This is a genomic window from Roseococcus suduntuyensis (genome assembly GCF_014196305.1).
GTDB lineage: Bacteria > Pseudomonadota > Alphaproteobacteria > Acetobacterales > Acetobacteraceae > Roseococcus > Roseococcus suduntuyensis.
This window is the reverse complement of the sequence record NZ_JACIDJ010000002.1, coordinates 219,818-237,777: the sequence shown is the minus strand read 5'-3', so window position 1 is coordinate 237,777 and position 17,960 is coordinate 219,818. Positions and strand designations below refer to the sequence as shown.

At 70.0% G+C, this 17,960-nt stretch carries 17 protein-coding genes and 1 tRNA gene; 9 read left to right on the top strand and 9 right to left on the bottom strand.

All coding sequences use genetic code 11. The annotated features are described in order from the left end of the window. Positions 1-5: 5 nt before the first annotated feature. The 3 genes from GGQ83_RS07580 to GGQ83_RS07570 all read left to right on the top strand — a co-directional run bounded on the left by GGQ83_RS07580 (position 6) and on the right by GGQ83_RS07570 (position 1,217). On the top strand, positions 6-773 hold the full coding sequence (locus GGQ83_RS07580) for an SGNH/GDSL hydrolase family protein (RefSeq protein WP_184383179.1): 768 nt from the start codon (positions 6-8) through the stop codon (positions 771-773). A 16-nt stretch (positions 774-789) separates the two neighbouring features. After that, positions 790-1,110 carry an ETC complex I subunit gene (locus tag GGQ83_RS07575; protein ID WP_184383178.1) on the top strand — a complete coding sequence of 107 codons (321 nt, stop codon included), beginning with the start codon at positions 790-792 and terminating at the stop codon, positions 1,108-1,110. A gap of 30 nt (positions 1,111-1,140) precedes the next feature. Then, positions 1,141-1,217, top strand: a tRNA-Arg gene (locus GGQ83_RS07570). A gap of 198 nt (positions 1,218-1,415) precedes the next feature. Here GGQ83_RS07570 and GGQ83_RS07565 read toward each other — a convergent pair. Continuing rightward, the gene (locus tag GGQ83_RS07565; RefSeq protein WP_184383177.1) at positions 1,416-2,144 is read right to left on the bottom strand and encodes a glutathione S-transferase; all 729 of its coding nucleotides are present in this window, start codon (positions 2,142-2,144) and stop codon (positions 1,416-1,418) included. 458 nt (positions 2,145-2,602) lie between these two features. Between GGQ83_RS07565 and GGQ83_RS07560 the strand changes: the two genes are divergently transcribed. The 3 genes from GGQ83_RS07560 (at position 2,603) to msrP (ending at position 5,577) form a co-directional block, all read left to right on the top strand. Then, the gene (locus GGQ83_RS07560; protein ID WP_184383176.1) at positions 2,603-2,788 is read left to right on the top strand and encodes a CsbD family protein; all 186 of its coding nucleotides are present in this window, start codon (positions 2,603-2,605) and stop codon (positions 2,786-2,788) included. A gap of 150 nt (positions 2,789-2,938) precedes the next feature. Beyond that, positions 2,939-4,558, top strand: coding sequence for a DUF6311 domain-containing protein (locus GGQ83_RS07555; protein WP_184383175.1), 1,620 nt, complete (start codon positions 2,939-2,941; stop codon positions 4,556-4,558). Positions 4,559-4,626: 68 nt separating this feature from the next. Beyond that, the gene (msrP, locus tag GGQ83_RS07550; protein WP_184383174.1) at positions 4,627-5,577 is read left to right on the top strand and encodes a protein-methionine-sulfoxide reductase catalytic subunit MsrP; all 951 of its coding nucleotides are present in this window, start codon (positions 4,627-4,629) and stop codon (positions 5,575-5,577) included. A gap of 6 nt (positions 5,578-5,583) precedes the next feature. Here the strand turns inward: msrP and GGQ83_RS07545 are convergent, their stop codons facing one another. Next, a complete protein-coding gene (locus tag GGQ83_RS07545) occupies positions 5,584-6,624 on the bottom strand; it encodes an NAD(P)-dependent oxidoreductase (protein ID WP_184383173.1) in 1,041 nt (346 codons plus the stop codon). 104 nt (positions 6,625-6,728) lie between these two features. Here GGQ83_RS07545 and GGQ83_RS07540 point away from each other — a divergent pair, with 104 nt between their 5' ends. Then, positions 6,729-7,940: a CaiB/BaiF CoA transferase family protein gene (locus tag GGQ83_RS07540; RefSeq protein WP_184383172.1), complete on the top strand. Its 1,212-nt coding sequence runs from the start codon at positions 6,729-6,731 to the stop codon at positions 7,938-7,940. Between the two features lie 4 nt (positions 7,941-7,944). On the opposite strand, the gene GGQ83_RS07535 is transcribed toward GGQ83_RS07540, so the two are convergent. The 4 genes from GGQ83_RS07535 to GGQ83_RS07520 are packed head-to-tail and all read right to left on the bottom strand — an operon-like array spanning position 7,945 to position 12,204. Continuing rightward, positions 7,945-9,288, bottom strand: a complete 1,344-nt coding sequence (locus GGQ83_RS07535) for a class-II fumarase/aspartase family protein (protein ID WP_184383171.1) — start codon at positions 9,286-9,288, stop codon at positions 7,945-7,947. A 41-nt stretch (positions 9,289-9,329) separates the two neighbouring features. After that, positions 9,330-10,652 (bottom strand): TRAP transporter large permease, encoded by a 1,323-nt coding sequence (locus GGQ83_RS07530; protein WP_184383170.1) that lies wholly within the window; start codon positions 10,650-10,652, stop codon positions 9,330-9,332. Continuing rightward, complete coding sequence (locus GGQ83_RS07525; protein ID WP_311727543.1) at positions 10,653-11,120, bottom strand: TRAP transporter small permease; 468 nt, start codon at positions 11,118-11,120, stop codon at positions 10,653-10,655. A 13-nt stretch (positions 11,121-11,133) separates the two neighbouring features. Beyond that, positions 11,134-12,204 (bottom strand): TRAP transporter substrate-binding protein, encoded by a 1,071-nt coding sequence (locus GGQ83_RS07520; protein WP_184383168.1) that lies wholly within the window; start codon positions 12,202-12,204, stop codon positions 11,134-11,136. A 105-nt stretch (positions 12,205-12,309) separates the two neighbouring features. Between GGQ83_RS07520 and GGQ83_RS07515 the strand changes: the two genes are divergently transcribed. Then, entirely contained in the window at positions 12,310-13,197 is an 888-nt protein-coding gene (locus GGQ83_RS07515; RefSeq protein WP_207017974.1) for a DMT family transporter, read from the top strand. Between the two features lie 66 nt (positions 13,198-13,263). Then, a complete protein-coding gene (locus GGQ83_RS07510) occupies positions 13,264-14,457 on the top strand; it encodes an LLM class flavin-dependent oxidoreductase (protein WP_184383167.1) in 1,194 nt (397 codons plus the stop codon). Between the two features lie 13 nt (positions 14,458-14,470). Here the strand turns inward: GGQ83_RS07510 and GGQ83_RS07505 are convergent, their stop codons facing one another. Genes GGQ83_RS07505 through kaiC form a run of 3 tightly spaced genes read right to left on the bottom strand, consistent with a single transcriptional unit; the run spans position 14,471 to position 17,900 of the window. After that, positions 14,471-15,925 carry a sensor histidine kinase gene (locus GGQ83_RS07505; RefSeq protein WP_184383166.1) on the bottom strand — a complete coding sequence of 485 codons (1,455 nt, stop codon included), beginning with the start codon at positions 15,923-15,925 and terminating at the stop codon, positions 14,471-14,473. Then, positions 15,922-16,209, bottom strand: coding sequence for a circadian clock KaiB family protein (locus GGQ83_RS07500; RefSeq protein WP_184383165.1), 288 nt, complete (start codon positions 16,207-16,209; stop codon positions 15,922-15,924). The genes GGQ83_RS07505 and GGQ83_RS07500 overlap by 4 nt, the downstream gene beginning before the upstream one ends. Further along, the gene (gene kaiC / locus GGQ83_RS07495) at positions 16,206-17,900 is read right to left on the bottom strand and encodes a circadian clock protein KaiC (protein WP_184383164.1); all 1,695 of its coding nucleotides are present in this window, start codon (positions 17,898-17,900) and stop codon (positions 16,206-16,208) included. The genes GGQ83_RS07500 and kaiC overlap by 4 nt, the downstream gene beginning before the upstream one ends. Positions 17,901-17,960: the final 60 nt, after the last annotated feature.

The following is a 17,960-nucleotide window of genomic DNA, read 5'->3' as shown; positions in this document are numbered from 1 at the left end:
GAGAAATGCTTCAGCGCCTGGTGCTGCCGATGATCCTGGCAGCCGGTTTCCTGGCGGGCCCGCCCGCCGCCCCGGCCCAAGCCGCGCCGCCCTCAGCGGTGCCGGCCGATTGTCCGCGTCCGCGCCTCGCCTTGCCGCCCATCCCGATGGATCTGCGCGACGGCACGCTGGTGATCGTGGCACTCGGCTCATCCTCCACCGAGGGGGCGGGGGCATCGGGGCCGCACGCCGCCTATCCCTACCGCCTGGAGGCCATGCTGCGCCGCGCCCTGCCGGGTGTCGCGCTGCGCGTGATCAACGCCGGGCGTTCCGGCGAGACCTCGGAGGACATGCTGGCGCGGCTCGACCGGGATGTGCTGGCGCATGAACCTGATTTGGTGATCTGGCAGGCCGGCGGCAATGAGGTGTTGCGCGGCCGCACGGTGGAATCCTTCCTGGATGTCATGCGGACGGGCCTCACCCGGCTGCGCGCCGCCGGGGTGGGGGTGGTGCTGATGGACAACCAGCGCGCCCCCCGTCTCGACTCCGTGCCGCTCGCCGCGCGCATGGACCACGCCATGGAGGTTTTGTCGGCGGAGACGGGCGTGCCGCTCTTCGCGCGTTCGCGCCTGATGCGCGCCTGGCGCGCCGAGGGGGTGGCGCCCGGCGACGTGCTGGCGCCCGACCAGTTGCACCACAATGACCGGGGCTATGCGTGCCTCGCCGAGGCGCTCGCCAAGGCGCTGGTGGACGCCGCCCTGCCCGCACCCAGCCGCGACTTCGCGGCCCGTTGAGGACCCTGCTTCGAACATGACCGCCCTTGCCCCTCTCGCCCGCATCCATTCCCCGCCGCGCAACGCCATGCAATCGGGCCGCGCCAATACCGGGGGCTGGCTGCTGGAATACGCGCCGACGCCGCAGGCGCTGGACCCGCTGATGGGCTGGGTGGGGCGCGGCGACACGCGCAACCAGGTGCGGCTGCACTTCCCGACGCTGGAGGCCGCGGTGGCCTTCGCCGAGGCGCGGGGCATCAGCTACGAGGTGGCGCCGCCGCCGGCGGAGCGGCCCATCAAGCCCAAGGTCTATGCGGACAACTTCCGCTATGGCCGGACGGAGAACTGGTCTCACTGACCCGTTGCTTCCGGGGGTTGCCCCGGCTTCGCGCCCTTAGCTCAGTTGGATAGAGCAGGAGCCTTCTAAGCTTCAGGCCGGTGGTTCGAATCCACCAGGGCGCGCCATAAAATCAAATAGTTAGTGTCTAATGTGCTATGCGGTTGAAGTGCTGATCCAGGCTGGCGAGCGCATGGAGCGCGACTTTCGGAACGTGCATGATTGGATGTGGCCCAACATGAAGCTCCCCCAGCGACTCTGCCTCACCGGTTCGTCGGTGGCGGGGGGCTGGACGAGGTGACGACTGGGCTCCAGGCGCAGTGCCGCTACAGATCAAGCTCCGGATATCTTCGGAAGATGCCGTATTCGTTGAAGGGAATGCGTCGTTCGCTGGCCAGGTAGGCAGCGATGCGCGGCCGCCCGGCCACCGCGTTCGCCAGCGCCGCGACCTGGGGAGTGCGCCGCAGCGCGCGCCGCGAGGCCTTGGGGAAAGCATAGGTCAGGCCCGCCACCAGCTGGAACAGCGAGAGATCCGCATAAGAGACGCGCGCGCCTACGAGGTGCTTCCCGCCCTTCGGGTTGCGCCTCAGCACCGTCTCGAACCAGCCGAGGAACTTCGGCATGCGGTGGCGGCAGAAATCCTCCGCGCGCCGCTTCGCCTCCGGCTTCTGGTCCTCGTAGTAGAGCTGCGAGGCGACGGGGTGGTGCGTGTCATGCGCCTCCGTCACCGCATCGGCGATGGTCAGCTGGAGCTGATGGGTCCAGAGCCGCCCGGTCTCGGTCTTCGGCGCGAGCCCATGCCGGTCCCCCAGGTACAGCAGGATGGCAGCGGCCTGGCCGATGACCCGCCTTCCATGCCGCAGATAGGGCGGCGCGAAGGGTGGGGTGGCGAGACCGGCCTCGGTGAGGCCCGCCGCGACAAGGCTCGATGCCTCACCCTCTTCCCCCTCCTGCGCGATGTCGCGATACGCAACGCCAGCCTCTTCCAGCGCGAGCCGGACGAATTCGCCCCGCCCCTGCAGGCCGGGCCAGTAGAGCAGTTCATAGGACGCCATGGATCACCTCCAGTGCTGAGACGGAGGTTCAACGCATGGGGGCGCTCCAGGCGGCACCGTCATCGGGCGATACTGGCGCCGCTCGGGCATCCCCCCCGAACGCGTTGGACTTTGGCCGGTTCGGGTGCGGGATTGCTTCGAACGTCATCGGCGCCAGGGGTCCAAGTTTTCGCCGGACAGTTGCCACCCCGGACGTCTGCCGCGCGGCACTACGGGCCAACCCGCCATCATCCGAACCCGGGCGCGTGAATGCCTTGCCGTCGGGCATCACTTGACCCGCGGCGCCCACATGGCCGCAAGGTTAAATCCACCCACCGTGAAGTTGGCCCCGCATCCATTCCCCCACCACTGCGTTGAAGCCTTGTGACGATTGAACACCGTCTCCTTCGGGAGATGTTCACCGGGGCGGCACTTGCCCCCGGCAAATAGGCAACAACATCAGCAGGAAAGGGGCCGTCATGCCCGACAAGGATCGTATCAAGGGTGCCGCCAACCAGGCCAAGGGTTCCGTCAAGGAAGGCGTGGGCAAGCTGATCGGCGACCAGAAGCTCCAGGCCGAAGGCAAGGCCGACAAGGCCACCGGCAAGGTGCAGAGCGCCGTCGGCGGGGCCAAGGACGCCGCGCGCGACGTCGTGAAGGACTGACCTCGGCCTCAGCCCCAATTTCAAGGGCGGAATAGATTGCAGCGGGCGGCACCCCCGCCCGCTGCACGCGCTTGACCCATCGGCGCCGCCACACCCCCCTCCATCAATTCGCCACCTTTGCCCCGGCCAATGCCGTGCCCGGAGCATCGCGTGACCCCCACCCCCCAAAGCCCCGCCTACGCCAGCCTCGCCGGCGCGCTTGCCGCGCTCGCGGGCGCCGCCACCATCATCGTCCTGTTCGGCTGGCATGTGGTTCCGCCAGACAGCCAGCACTGGATCCTGAGCGGGATGATCGGCCCCGACCCGGTGCAATACTGGCTCGGTTGGAACTTCTTTCGCGAGGCGCCCTGGTCCTGGCCGCCCGGGCTGAACCCGCGCTACGGCATGGAACTCGCCTCCTCCATCTTCTACGCCGATTCCATCCCGTTGCTGGCCTTCCTGTTCAAGGCGATCCAGCCGCTGTGGGAGGTTCCGCAATACTGGGGAATCTGGCTGCTGGCCTGCGGTGCGCTGCAGGCCTGGCTCGGCTGGCGGCTGGTGGGCCTGGCGACCTCGGACCCCATCGCGCGGCTCGCGGGCGCGCTGCTCTTCGTCATCCAGCCCATGATGCTGAACCGCCTGGGCGGGCATTTCGCGCTGGGCGCGCATTGGCTGCTGCTCTGGGGGCTGCTGCTGGCACTGACGCCGGGCGGGCGCTGGCGAGTGCCGGGCTGGGCGCTGCTGGTGCTGGCCGCCTCGCTCATCCATTCCTACCTGCTGCCCATGGTGCTGGCCTTCTGGACGGCCGATCTCTGGCGCCGACGCGGCGTGGGGTGGCGGCTGCCGCTGGAGATGGCGCTGGTGCCGGCCGCGGGGCTGGCCGGCCTCTGGGCCGCGGGCTTCTTCGTGCTGGACACGGGCTTCGCCGGCACGCGCGAACGCTTCGGCGAGATGCAGATGGACCTGCTCGCCCCCATCAATGCCACGGTCTGGGGCTGGCTGCTGCCCACCCTGCCGGACACCGGCCATGTCGAGGTCAATGGCAGCTATGTGGGGCTGGGCGCGCTGATCCTCTCGGGTTTCGCGCTGTTCGTGCGGCCGGTGCGGCGGCATTGGCCGCTGATGGTCGTGCTGGGGCTGATGCTGGCCTTCGCCATCACCCACCGGCCGAGCTTCGCGGGCCACCAGGTCACGCTGTTCCCCCTGCCGGAGCGGCTGGTGGAGATGGCCTCGGCGCTGCGCGCCTCCGAACGCTTTTACTGGCCCATGGCCTATGCGCTGATGGTGGCGGGCGCGGTGGGGTTGGTGCGGCTGGCGGGACCTCCGCTCGCGGGGCTCATCATGGCGGCGCTGGTGGTGGTGCAGGTGGTGGACCTGCAGCCCGGCTTCCGGCGCCTGGCTTCCTACTTCCCGCCCGATGCGCCGCAGATGGCCGCCCAGCTCCAGCACCCCTTCTGGCTGGCCGCGGCCGGACAATACACCGCCATCCGCGCCGTCCCGGCCGCGAACCAGGGGCCCTATTGGGAGCCCATCGCCGTCTTCGCGGCCCAGCGGCGCATGGTGACGGATGCCGTCTATCTGGCGCGAAGTGACGAGGCGGCGAAGGAGCGGCTGCGCGCGGATGTCTTGGCGCGCCTTGCCGAGGGCAGGCCCGAGCCCGGCACCCTCTATGTGCTGCGCGATGCGGACAGCCTCGCCGCCGCCCGCGCGGGTCAGCGCGCGGGGCGTGACGCGCTGTTCTTCCTGGACGGCATCCATGTCCTGGCGCCCGACTGGGGCGACACCAGATAAGGCCGTAACCGGCGGGCGGTGCCGGGCGAAACCCATGCATCGCCGCCACCTGAGCCAGGAGCCATGCCATGCTGATCCGACGCCGCCGCGGCTGGGAACTCCCCGAAAGCGCCGCCACGCCCGAGCATTGGGTGCTGAATCGCCGCGCCCTGATGGGGGCGGGGGCGGCGCTGCTGCCCGGCGCGGCGCTGGCCCAGCGCGTCTCCGACCTGCCGGCCGGCCCACCCCTGCCCACCCATGCGCGCAACGAACGCTATCTCGCCGGCCGCGAGCTGAGCCCGGAGCGCGAAGTCACCAGCTACAACAACTTCTACGAATTCGGCACGAGCAAGAGCATCGCCCGTGCGGCCCAGCGCATGCCGACGCGTCCCTGGACCCTCAAGGTCGAGGGCATGGTCGCCCGCCCCCGCGAATTCGACATGGACGACCTGATCCGCCAGATGCCGATCGAGGAGCGCGTCTATCGCCTGCGCTGCGTCGAGGCCTGGGCGCTGACCGCCCCCTGGACGGGCTTCGAGATGTCGCACCTGCTGCGCCTCGTGGAACCCCAGGCCGGCGCGCGCTACGTCACCTTCGAGACGGCGAGCATCCCCAATGTGATGCCTGGGCTGCGGCAGAGCTGGTACCCCTGGCCGCATGTGGAGGCCTGCACCATCGAGGAGGCGGCGAACGAGCTGACCTTCCTGCCCGTGGGCCTCTTCGGCCGGCCGCTGCCGCAGCAGAATGGCGGGCCGCTCAGGGTGCTGTTCCCGTGGAAATACGGGTTCAAGTCGGGCAAGTCGCTCACGCGCATCACCTTCACGGCCGAGCGGCCGCGCACCTTCTGGCCGACCATCCAGGGGTCCGAATACGGGTTCTGGGCCAATGTGAACCCCGAGGTGCCCCACCCCCGCTGGAGCCAGGCCACCGAGCGCCTGCTGGGCAGCGGCGAGCGCGTGCCCACCCAGCTCTTCAACGGTTATGGGGAATTCGTGGCCGGGCTCTACACCAACCTCGGCCGCGAACGCCTCTGGGCCTGAGGGGCGTCAGGCGGGTGCCGTGCCGAGCGCGGCGCGCACCCGCTCCGCGAAGCGCGGCTTCACCTCGGGGTTGACGATACGCGGCGGCATGCGCCCCGCCGCCAGCTCCCCGAAGGCCAGCGCCGCGATCTTGGTGATGTTCGCGCGGCTCTCATGGGTGACGCCCGCCGTGTGCTGGCTCGCCATCACGGCCGGGTGGTGCAGCAGGGGGTGGCTGGGCGGCGGCGGCTCGACCTCCCACACATCGAGGCCGGCGGAGGCGACATGCCCCGCCTCCAGCGCCTCCAGCAGCGCATCCTCGTCATGGATGGAGCCGCGCGCGGTGGTGACGAAGACCACGCCCTTCTTCATGGCGGCGAATTGCGCGCGGCCGATCAGCCCGCGTGTGGCGGGCGTCAGCGGGCAATGCAGGCTGACCACGTCGGCGCGGGCCAGCAGCTCATCCATCTCCACCTTGGTGGCGCCGCGCGCGGCCAGCGTGTCGGCGTCCACGAAGGGATCGCAGGCCAGCACCTCGCAGCCGAAGGCGGCGCGGACGATCTCCGCCACGCGGCCACCCACATGGCCGCAGCCCACCAGGCCCACCACGCGGCCGCGCAGCTCACGCCCCATCAGCGCCCCGCGATCCTGCGCCTGGCCGGCCTTCATGGCGGCATGCGCCTCGGGGACGCGCTTGAGGCAGCCCAGCATGAGGCCCACCGCGTGCTCGGCGACACCTTCCGCATTGCCGCCCGCCTGGTTCACCAGGGCCACACCGGCGGCTGTGCAGGCGTCGGGGTCGCAGGTGTCGTAGCCGGCGCCCGTGCTCGCCACCATCAGCAGATGGGGCAGCTTGGCCAGCAGCGCCTCGTTCACATGCAGGTGGCGCGGCAATTCGTCGCGTGAGGCCATGGCGTAGTAGCCATGGCAGGAGGAGAGGATCTGCACCGCCTCGCCGATATCCGCCTCCAGCGGCACGCGGACCACCTCCAGGCCCGGATCGGCCGCGCAGGTGTCGAAGAAATTCTGGTGCGGCACATAGCCGACATAGCCGATGCGAAAGGTCATGGTGCGGTGCGTCTCTCCCTCGCTGCGCAGACTGCCCAGGGGGGCGGCGCTTGCAAAGGGGGGCGGCTGCCATAGGCTGCCCGCGGTCATCAGGGGGAACGTGCATGACAGGGGGGAAGGGGCCGCTCGCGGGCATCCGCGTGCTGGACATGACGACGGTGCTGCTCGGCCCCTATGCCACGCAGCTCATGGCCGAGATGGGGGCGGAGGTCATCAAGCTCGAAGCGCCCGAGGGCGATGTGATCCGTCTCATCGGCCCCATGCGGAACCGGGGCATGGGCTGCATGTATCTCACGCTGAACCGCGGCAAGCGCTCGCTCTGCCTCGACCTCAAGCGGGAAGAGGGGCGCGCGGCGGCGCGGGAGGTGGCGCGCGGCTGCGACGTGGTGGTGACGAACATCCGCCCCGCCGCGATGAAGCGGCTGGGCATGGATGCGGCCAGCCTGCGCGCGGCCCATCCGCGCCTGGTCTATGCCGCCATCGTGGGCTTCGGCCAGGCGGGGCCCTACGGCAAGCTGCCGGCCTATGACGACCTGATCCAGGGCCTGGCCGCCCTGCCGCATCTGACGCAGCGCCAGGGCTCGGACACGCCGCGCTACACGCCGCTCGCCTTGGCCGACCGCGTGACCGGGTTGCACACGCTGACCGCCGTGCTGGCCGCGCTGGTGGAGCGCGGGCGCACCGGTGTCGGCCAGGAGGTGGAGGTGCCGATGTTCGAGGTGATGGCGAGCCTCGTCCTCGGCGACCACCTGACGGGCCTGACCTACGACCCGCCGCTGGACGAGGGCGGCTATCCCCGCCTGCTCAGCCCTGACCGCCGGCCCTATGCGACGCGCGACGGCTATCTCTGCGCGATGATCTACAATGACGCCCAGTGGCGCCGCTTCTTCGCGGCCATCGGTGAGCCCGAGCGCTTCGAGCGCGACCCGCGCATGGCCAGCCACACCACGCGCACCCAGCACATCGACGCCATCTATGCCGAGCTGGGCGAAATCCTCGCCACCCGCACCACGGCGGAATGGCTGGAGGTGCTGGGCCAGGCCGACGTGCCCTGCGCGCCGGCCCACACGCTGGAGAGCCTGCGCGCCGACCCGCACCTCAATGCCGTGGGCTTCTTCCAGGAGGAGGAGCACCCGACCGAGGGGAAGCTGGTCCGCATGGCCGCGCCGGTGCGCTTCTCGGCGCACGGGGACATCCCCCGCGCGCCCACGCGGCGGCTCGGCGAGGACGGGCCGGACATCCTGCGCGAGGCGGGACTGGATGCGGCACATATCGCGGCGCTGGCCGAGAGCGGGGCAATGGTGATGCCCCGCTGATCGGTCAAAGCCGCGCCAGCACCCGGTCCACGAAGGCGCGCGCGCTGCCGAGATAGCTTTCCGGCTCGCACAGCGCGGCCACGGCGGCGGCGTCCAGTTGGCTGGCCACCGCCTCCTCCTGCATCAGTGCCTCGGCCAGCGGGATGCCGTGGGCGATGGCCTGGTCGCAGGCGCGGTTCACCACATGATGCGCCTCGCCACGGCCCAGCACGGGGGCGAGGCCCATCATCACCTGCTCGCCCGCGATCAGGCCGCCTGTGGAGGCGAGGTTCTGGCGCATGCGCGCGGGGTCCACGACCAGCCCCTCCGACAGGAAGCGCGCCTGGGCCAGCGCGCCATGGGTCAGCACCAGGGTTTGGCCAAGGACGAGCGGCTCGGTCTGCCAGGGGCCTGTGCCGCGCTCCAGGTCCTGCGCCATGGCGGAGAGCATCTGCCCCACCAGCGCATGAACCCCGCGCGACTGCGCCAGGATGTATTCGCAGCTGATCGGGTTGCGCTTCTGCGGCATGGTGCTGCTGCCGCCGCGGCCGGTGACGTGCGGCTCATTCACCTCGGCCACTTCCGTCTGCATCATGAGCATCACGTCGGTCGCGATCTTGGACAGCGCGCCGCAGAGCAGGCCGCAGAAGGTGACGATTTCCGCCAGCCCGTCGCGCGCCACATGCCAGGTGATGTCGGCCGGGTGCAGCGCGAGTTCGCGGGCCAACTCCTCATGCACCGCCAAGCCCTGCTCGCCCAGCGATGCCAGCGTGCCGGCGGCACCGCCGAATTGCAGCCGCAGCGCGCGGGGTTCGAGCTGGTCCAGCCGCTCCGTCATCGTGATCAGCGGCGAGAGCCAGATGGCCACCTTGTAGCCGAAGGTGACGGGCAGCGCGTGCTGGAGATGGGTGCGGCCGGCCATCACCGTGCCGGCATGGGCGCGTGCCATGCGCGCGAAGCCCTGGATGGTGGCGGCAAGTTCCGCGCGGATCAGCTTCAGCGCCGCCCGCAATTGCAGCACCACCGCGCTGTCCATGATGTCCTGGGTCGTGGCGCCCCAATGGGTCCATCGCCCGGCTTCCGGCCCCGCCAGCGCCGAGAGCTGCTTCACCAGCCCCACCACGGGATAGCCCGTGTTGCGCGTGGCGGCGGCCAGCGCCGGCAGGTCCAGGCTTTCGGCGCGTGCGGCCGCGGTGATGGCGGCGGCGGCCTCGGCGGGCACGATGCCGAGGCGGGCCTGGGCGCGGGCCAGCGCCGCCTCCACATCCAGCATGGATTGCAGGAACTGCGTCTCGCTCATCACGGCGCGCATGGCGTTGGTGCCGTAGAGCGCGCCCAGGACGGGCGAATCGGCGGGGTTCACGGTCATGGCGGTGGTCCGGAAGGGCGTGGAGGAAGGGTCGCTTGAGCCTATGTCAAAAGCCGCACCAGCCAAAGGCTCAGCCCCGGGAAGGCCACGCAGAGCAGCAGCCGCACCAGGTCCGCGCCCACATAGGGCAGCACGCCGCGATAGGTGTCGAGGATGGGCACGTTCCGCGCGATGGCGCTGATCACGAAGACGTTCAGCCCAATGGGCGGCGAGGTCAGCCCGATGCCCACCACCACCAGCACCAGTATGCCGAACCAGATGGCCGTCTCCTCGGTCGTCATGCCGAAATCCAGCGCCGTGACCACGGGGAAGAAGATGGGGAGTGTCAGCAGGATCATCGCCAACTCATCCATCACGGCACCCAGCACCAGGTAGGCCAGCAGCAGCACGGCCAGCACGGCATAGGGGGCGAAGCCCTGCTCGCTCACCCAGAGGCCCAGTAGGTCCGGCGCCTGGGTGAGTGCGAGGAAGGCGTTGAAGATCTCGGCGCCGAGCAGGATGGCGAAGATCATGGCGGTGGTCTCGGCCGCGGCCAGGATGGCGGCGCGGATTTCGCGGACGGGCAGGGAGCGCCGCGCCAGCCCCACCGCCAGCACCGCGATGCAACCCACGGCGGCACTCTCGGTCGGCGTGAACACGCCGCCATAGAGCCCGCCCACCACCAGCACCGCGATGCCCAGCACCGGCACCACGCGGCGGAAGGCGGCGCGACGTTCGGCGGCATCGAGCGGCGGCGCGGGCGGGCCGAGGCCCGGGTTCAGCCGCATCCGCAGCCAGATCACGGCGAGGTAGGAGAGGGTGGCCAGCAGCCCGGGGATCAGCGCCGCCATGAAGAGCTTGGCCACGTTCTGCTCGGTGCTGATGGCATAGACCACCAGGATGACCGAGGGTGGGATCAGGATACCCAGCGTCCCGCCCGCCGCGATGGTGCCCGTGGCGAAGCCAGGTGCCGTGCCATGGCGCAGCAATTCGGGCAGGGCCGCGCGGCCGAAGGTGGCGGTGGTCGCGACCGAGCTGCCGCAGACCGCGCCAAAGGCGGCACTCGCGCCGATCACGCTCATGGCCAGGCCGCCGGGACGCCGGCCCAGCAGCGCGTTGGCGGCGGCGAAGAGGTCCCGCGCCAGCCCGCCACGCTCGGCCAGGGCACCCATCAGGATGAAGACCGGGATGATGGAGAGGGTGTAGTTGGCGAAGAGATGATAGGGCGTGGTCTTGAGGTAGTTCATCAGGGCAGCGGCATCGAGCACATGCACATAGCCAGCCGCGCCGACCAGTAGGAGCGCCAGCGCGATGGGCGCCCGCAGCACGATCAGCCCCATCAGCGCCGCGAAGCCTGTCGCCGCCAGCGCGAATTCCGGCGCCATTCAGCGCTCGCCCCGGAACAGCCGCGGCAACCAGACCAGCGAGATCACCCCCGCCAGCGCGAAGCACAGCGCGCCCACGCCCACCGCCCACCAGAAGGGCAGGGCCAGCAGGCCGATGGTGCGCATGTTGTTGGCCCAGGTCTCATAGGCGCCCTGGGCCATGCGCTCCGCGATGACCAGCAGGACCACGGCCCAGGCCAGCGTCCAGAAGGCATCCAGCGCGCCCGTGGCGCGGCGCGGGAGCCATTGGGTAAAGGTATCCACCAGGATGTTGGCCCGGGTCGCGCTGCCATGCGCCAGGGTGCAGAGCACGGCCAGCCCTGCGCCGATGGACACCAGCTCGAAGTCGCCGCGGACGGGCTGGCCCGTCAGCCAGCGCAGCAGCACCGAGACCACCGTCAGCAGCGCGGCGGCCAGCAGCACCAGGCCGCCCAGCAGGGCGACCCCGCCCGCAAGCCGCGCGACCACGCCCGGCAAGGCTTCAGGCGACCCCTTGGCCGTATTGCGCGATCAGCGCGCGGGCGCGTTCCAGCAGGGCGCCGCCCTGGATGTTGCGCTCGCCCATGGCGCGCACCCAGGCGTCAATGACGGGCTGGGTGGCGGTGGCCCAGCGGCGGGTCTCGGCTTCGTCCAGTTCGACGATGCTGTTATTCGGGCGCCGGCGGACCATGGTCTCCACGCTCGGCCCCTGCTCGTCCCAGACGCGGGCGGCCATGGTGGCGGCGGCCTGGCCGGAATTGGCGTCCACCACGGCCCGCAGGTCGGCCGGCAGGGCATCATACTTCGCGCGGTTCATCGCGAGCACGAAGCTCGCCGTGTAGAAGGTGGGGCTGCCGGCGAATTGCGTGTGGTTGCGCAGCGTCTCGTGCAGGCGGATGGCGGGCACCACCTCCCAGGGCACCACGGCGCCGTCGATCACGCCCTGGGCCAAGGCTTCCGGCACCTGCGGGATGGGCATGCCGATGGGGGCGGCCCCCAGCGCGCGCAGCGCCTCGCCCGCCTGGCGGGTGGGGAAGCGCAGCTTGAGGCCGGCCATGTCCTCCATGCGGTTCACCGCGCGGCGGGCATGGATCACGCCCGCATCATGCGCCCAGGCGCAGAGGATGCGCGTGTCCTGGAATTCGCTGGCAAACACCTCGTCATGCAGCTGCTGCACCACGCGGGCGTTCACGCTGGCACGCTTGTGGGCGACGAAGGGCAGCTCGATCACCTCGATGGAGGGGAAGCGGCCGGGCGTGTTGCCGGGCAGGGTCCAGATGATGTCGGCCACGCCGTCGCGCGCCTGGTCGTAGAGCTGGGGCGGCGCGCCGCCCAGCTGCATCGCGGGGAAGATCTGGATGCGGATGCGGTTGTTGCTCTCCTGCTGCACCTTCTGCGCCCAGGGCTGCAGGAAGTGGCGGTGCACGTTGGAGACGGCGGGCAGGAAGTGGTGCAGCCGCAGCGTCACCTCCTGCGCCGAGGCGCGGCCCGAGGCCAGCACGGCGGGGGTGGCCAACGCCCCCAGCAGCAGGGCGCGTCGGGGCGACGAAAGGCGCGGCACGAGGACCGTCATGACGTGTTCTTCCCTGGATAGTTTCTCTCGAAACTTTTATCCGGCTTCATGGGCCGCTTCAACTGGCAACTGGACGCGCCCCCGCTTCGGGCGGAAGCTTCGCCCATGGGGATGACGAACGCCAAGACCACGCCGCGCTGGTTGGTGCTCGCGCCCTTCCTGTTCGTCACGCTGTGGTCGGGTGGCTTCACCGCCATCGCGGTCAGCCTGCCGCATGTGGAACCGCTGACCCTGCAGGTGCTGCGCTATGCCGCCGTGGTGGCGCTGTTGGCACCGCTCTGGCTGCTGCTGCGCCCGCCCATCCCGGGCCGCGCCACGCTATGGCATCTGGCGCGGATGGGGCTGCTGGTGCAGTTCGCCTATTTCGCCTCCATGAACCTCGCCATGCAGGCGGGCATGGGGGCGGGGACCATCGCGCTTCTCATCGGGCTGCAACCCGTCGCCGTCGCCGTGCTGGCGCCGCGTGTCACGGGGGACCCGCCGCTGGATGCGCGGGGCTGGGCGGGATTGGGCCTGGGTGTCGTGGGGGCCGCGCTGGTCATCCTCTCGGGTTCGGGGCTGGCGGCCAGCGGCTGGGTGGGGCTGTTCTTCGCCATGCTGGCGCTGGCCTGCATGACCACGGGCGCGCTGCTGGAGCGGCGGGGCGGGCGTGGCACCCACCTCGTCACCGCCAACCTCGTCATGTGCGCGGTGGCCCTGCTGGCCACCCTGCCGCTTGCCTTCTTCCTGGAGAGCATGCGGGTGGACTGGGCGCCGGGCCTCTTCGCCGGGCTGGCCTACCTGGTGCTGGTGAATTCCCTCATCTCCCTGTCGCTGCTGTTCGCCATGCTGCGCCATGGCGAGGCGGCGCGCGCCTCCTCGGTCTTCTTCCTGGTGCCGCCGCTGGCCGCCCTCATCGCCTGGGGGGTGATGGGCGAGGGAATGGCGCTTCAGGCCGTGCTCGGCACCGCCGTCGCGGTGCTGGGCGTGGCGCTCGTGGTCAGGCGGCGTTGACCGCGCGCGGCGCCAGGGCCAGCCTTGGGGGCCAGCCTTGCACGAAACCACGCGGGAGTGCGTCCCATGCCCCATGCCGGCCTGAACTTCGGCATCTTCCTCGCCCCCTTCCACCGGCTGGGCGACAACCCCACCCTGGCGCTGGGGCGTGACCTCGACCTGCTCGTGGCGCTCGACCAGCTGGGCTATGACGAGGCCTGGGTGGGCGAGCATCACTCCGCCGGCTGGGAAACCATCGCGAGCCCGGAACTGATGATCGCGGCCGCGGCCGAACGCACCAAGCACATCCGCCTCGGCTCCGGCGTCACCTCGCTGCCCTACCACCACCCCTTCCTGGTGGCGCAGCGCTTCGTCCAACTCGACCACATGACGCGCGGCCGCACCATGCTGGGCTGCGGGCCGGGCGCGCTGGTCAGCGACGCCTACATGATGGGCATCGAGGCGAAGACGCAGCGGCCGCGCATGGAGGAATCGCTCGCCGCCATCATGGCGCTGCTGGCCTGCGAGGGGCCGGTCACCATGAAGACCGACTGGTTCGAGCTGCGCGAGGCCAGGCTGCACCTCGCACCCTACACCTCCCCGCGCTTTCCCATCGCGGTCGCCTCCTCCACCACGCCCGCCGGCGCGCTGGCGGCGGCGAAGCATGGCCTGGGCCTGATCTCATTGGGCGCCGGGCTGCCCGGCGGCCCGCAGAAGCTGGCCGAGCAGTGGCGCATGGCCGAGGCCGAGGCCGCGAAGCATGGCCAGACAATGGACCGCCGCAACTGGCGCCTCGTGGTCAACATGCACTGCGCCGATGACGACGAGCGCGCCTTCGCCGATGTGCGGGTCGGCGAACGCCTGGAGACCGAGACCTATTTCGGCGAGACCCTCGGCCGCCCGCCCACGCGCAGCGAGGACCCGCTGCGTGACGGGCTGAAGGCCGGCACCACACTGGTGGGCTCGCCCGACACCGTGGCCCAGGGCATCCAGCGCCTGCTCGACTTCAGCGATGGCGGGGCAGGGACCATCCTGTTCCGCGCCCATGAATGGGCCGACCGGCGCCAGACCCTGCACAGCTTCGAGCTGTTCGCCCGCTGGGTCATGCCGCGCTTCCAGGGATCGCTGCGCATGCCCGCCGAGAGCCGGCAATGGTGCACCGACAACCGCGAGGGCATCTTCGCGCCCAACCTCCAGGCGCTGAAGCAGGCCTTCGTGGATGCGGGGCAGTCGGTGCCGGAGATGGACCGTCTCAAGCTGCGGGAGCGATCGCCGGGCTGAACGCCCGCCCGCCCTATTCGTGCAGATCCTCGAGCGGCAGGGAGATACGGCAGACCAGCCCCTCCGGGGCGAAATCCACCTCCGCCCCGCCCGAGGGCGTATATTGCAGGCTGCGCGTGATCACCGTCTGGCCGAAGCCCCGGTGGGTGGGCGGCGTGACGGGCGGGCCGCCGCTTTCGCGCCACTCCACGATGAAGCGCTCCTCCTCCGCCCGGCCGCGGACGGAAAGCTTCCCCCCGGGCACCGACAGGGAGCCATACTTCGTGGCATTGGTGGCGAGTTCGTGAATGACCAGGCCGAGCGCGATGGCCGCGCGCGGCGCCAGTGACTTGCCGAGGTCCTGGATGGTGAAGCGCCCCGCCGCGCCCGCCGTGTAGGGCGCCAGCTCGCTGCGGACCACATCGCCGATGGTGAGGTTGGTCCAGGAATTCTCGGCCAGCAGGCTGTGCGTCGCGGCCAAGGCATGGATGCGACCGGTGAAGGCCTGCTGGAAGCCCTCCAGCGTGTCCTCGTGGTGCAGCGTGCGGCTCGCGATGGAGAGCACCAGGGCCAGGGTGTTCTTCACCCGGTGGTCCAGCTCGCGCATCATCAGCAATTGCTGCTTTTCGGCGGCCTTGCGCTGCGACAGGTCCACCATGGTGATGACGCAGCCATTGATCATGTCATGGCCCACCTGCAGGGGGGCCGCGCTGACCAGGTAGTCCTTCACCTTCGGTGCCTTGGGCGCATGCGCCTCCACCCCCTGCACCGAGGCGCCGTCCACCACCATCCGCACGATGTCCTCGGCCTGGAGCAGGCCGGTGGCATCGGGGAAGATGAGGGGAATGGCGTCCGCGAAGGGCAGGCCCAGAAGATCGCCGCCGAAGGAGAGCTCGGCCGCCGCATTGGCGTGGGTGATCACGCCCTCGCGGTCGCAGACGACCACCGCCTCGTTGGCGGAGGCGATCACCGCATGCGCCGCGCGCTCGCTCTGCTCGGCCGCTTCCGCGCGCACGCGCTCGGACACGTCGGTGAAGGTGATGGCGAAGCCATGGGTGGTGGAGAGGCGCAGGGGCGTGGCGGTCAGGATGTAGTGGACCTGCTCGCCCAGCCGGTCGAAGCCCACCTCCTCCGAGGCCACGCCGAGGGCGGCGCGCGGCATGATCCGCTCCACCGCCGCGGCCACCTCTTCGGGCGCGATGTCGGTGAAGCGGCTGCCTTGCACGGAATTCTGTGTGAAGCCCAGGACCGAGGTCAGCCGCGCATTGGCGTAGAGGATGCGCCCCGTGCCGTCGATGGCGGCGGCACCCACATGCATCGCCTCCATGAAGACGTGATAGGCCTCGGCACCGCCACCGATGTCGAAGACCTGCGAGACGTTCTGCTGTTCCACCACCAGCGCGTCCACATCCCCGTCGCGGATGGCACGCAGGGTCTCTTCCGCCTCGGCGAGGCGCCGGCGAAGCTCGGCCACTTCGTCGAGGTTCATTCGCCCTGCACCTTCAGCGCCACCAGCACCTTCTCCACGTCGGAGAGGTCGCCGATCACCTTGCGGATGGGCACCGGCAATTCCCGCACCAGGGTCGGGATGGCGACGATGCTGTGCTCCTTCGCGAGCTTCGGGTTCTGCCGCAGGTCAATGACCTCGATCTCGTATTGTCCGGCCAGGGGGCCCGCCACGATCGCCTTGAGGTTGGCGATGGCCGCGATGGATTTCGGGGTCTGGCCGGCCACGTAGAGGGTCAGCTTCCTGGGTTGCGGCGTGTCGTTCATGTCGTCTTCCCGTCGCCGCGGCGACTCATCTGCATGACGGCGGCATCATCCGCCGCCCGTCGCTGGTATTCGGTCTCGGCGGAAGCGGCGCTCGCCATCTCCGCCTCATATCCCGCAAGCTCGGCCTGCAGGGCCTCGATCTGCGCGGCCGCCTTGCGGCGGCGGATGTCGATCTGGATGCGCGCGCGCTCCAACTGAGCCGCACGCTCGGCCGCGGCGCGGCGCGTGCGTGCCTCTTCGGCACGGCGCGTGGAGCCGGTGACGGCGCCGCCCTCGCCCAGATAGGGTGGCAGCAGCTGGATGCCCTGGTCGTTCATCACGAATTCGCGCACCTGGTTCGAATGCGCGGTTCCCCGCGCCTTGAGCAGATAGAGTTCCCGGTTGAACTCCCCACCGACCTCTCGGTTGAGCATCAGCACCCAGCCATCCATCAGGGAGGACAGCCCGACATCCGTGGCGTAGTCGCCGCCCTGGGTGTGCATCAGGTGGGTGAAGACGCCGGTGATGCCGCTGCTCTTGAGGAAGTCCACCATCCGCAGGAGCATGGACTGCACCTCCAACGGGTCGCCGCTTTCCATGAAGGCGGAGATGGGGTCCAGCACCACCAGCTGCGGCCGGAATTTCTGCACCTCGCGCAGCATGATCGCGAGGTGCATCTCCAGGCTGTAGAAGGTGGGCCGCGCGGAGATGAAGCGGATGAGGCCCTGTGCGAGGAAGGGCTCCAGGTCGAGCCCGATGGAGCGCATGTTGCGGACGATCTGCCGCTCCGCCTCCTCGAAGGAGAAGTAGATCGCGCGTTCGCCGCGCGCGGCGGCGGCATGCAGGAAGCTGGCCGCCAGGGAGGATTTCCCCGCCCCCGCCACGCCCGAGACCAGGATGGAGGAGGCGCGGTGGAACCCCCCGCCCTGGATCATCGCATCCAGGTCCACGACGCCCGAGGCGATCCGTTCCTCGAAGACCTGGTGGTTCAGGCCAAGGGAGCCGACCGGCAGCACCGAGAACCCGTCGCGGTCGATCAGGAAGGGGTATTCATTCGTCCCATGCGCGGTGCCGCGATACTTCACGATCCGCATGCGCCGTGTGGAGATCTGGTTGTGCACGCGATGGTCCAGCAGGATCACGCAATCCGAGACGTATTCCTCCAGCCCCTGCCGCGTCAGCGTGCCATCGCCGCGCTCGGCGGTGATGACGGTGGTCAGCCCGCGGTCCTTCAGCCAGTCGAACAGGCGCCGCAGCTCCGCCCGCAGCACCGCCTGGTTCGTGAAGGCGGAAAACAGGCTCTCGATGGTGTCGAGGACGACACGCCTGGCCCCCACCGCGTCAATGGCCAGCTCCAGCCGCAGGAAGAGGCCTTCGAGATCATAGTCGCCGATTTCCGCGAGCTCCGCGGGGTTGATGGCGATGTGCTCCATCGCCAGCTTTTCCTCGGCGATGAGGCGGTCCATGTCGAAGCCCAGCGAGGCCACGTTGGCGATGATGTCGGCCGGCCGTTCCTCGAAGGAGACGAAGACGCCGGGCTCATCGTAGTCGCGCGCGCCATGCACCAGGAAGGTGGTGGCGAAGAGCGTCTTGCCGCAGCCGGCGGAGCCGCAGACGATGGAGGGGCGACCCGTCGGCAGGCCGCCCAGGGTCAGGTCGTCAAATCCCTCGATGCCCGTCAGGGATTTGGGAAGGCTGGGCGGGGCGTGCATCAAGATTTCCATCCGTGATGGAGCATTGAACAAGGGCCGTGCGGGCGCGGTCGGGCCACG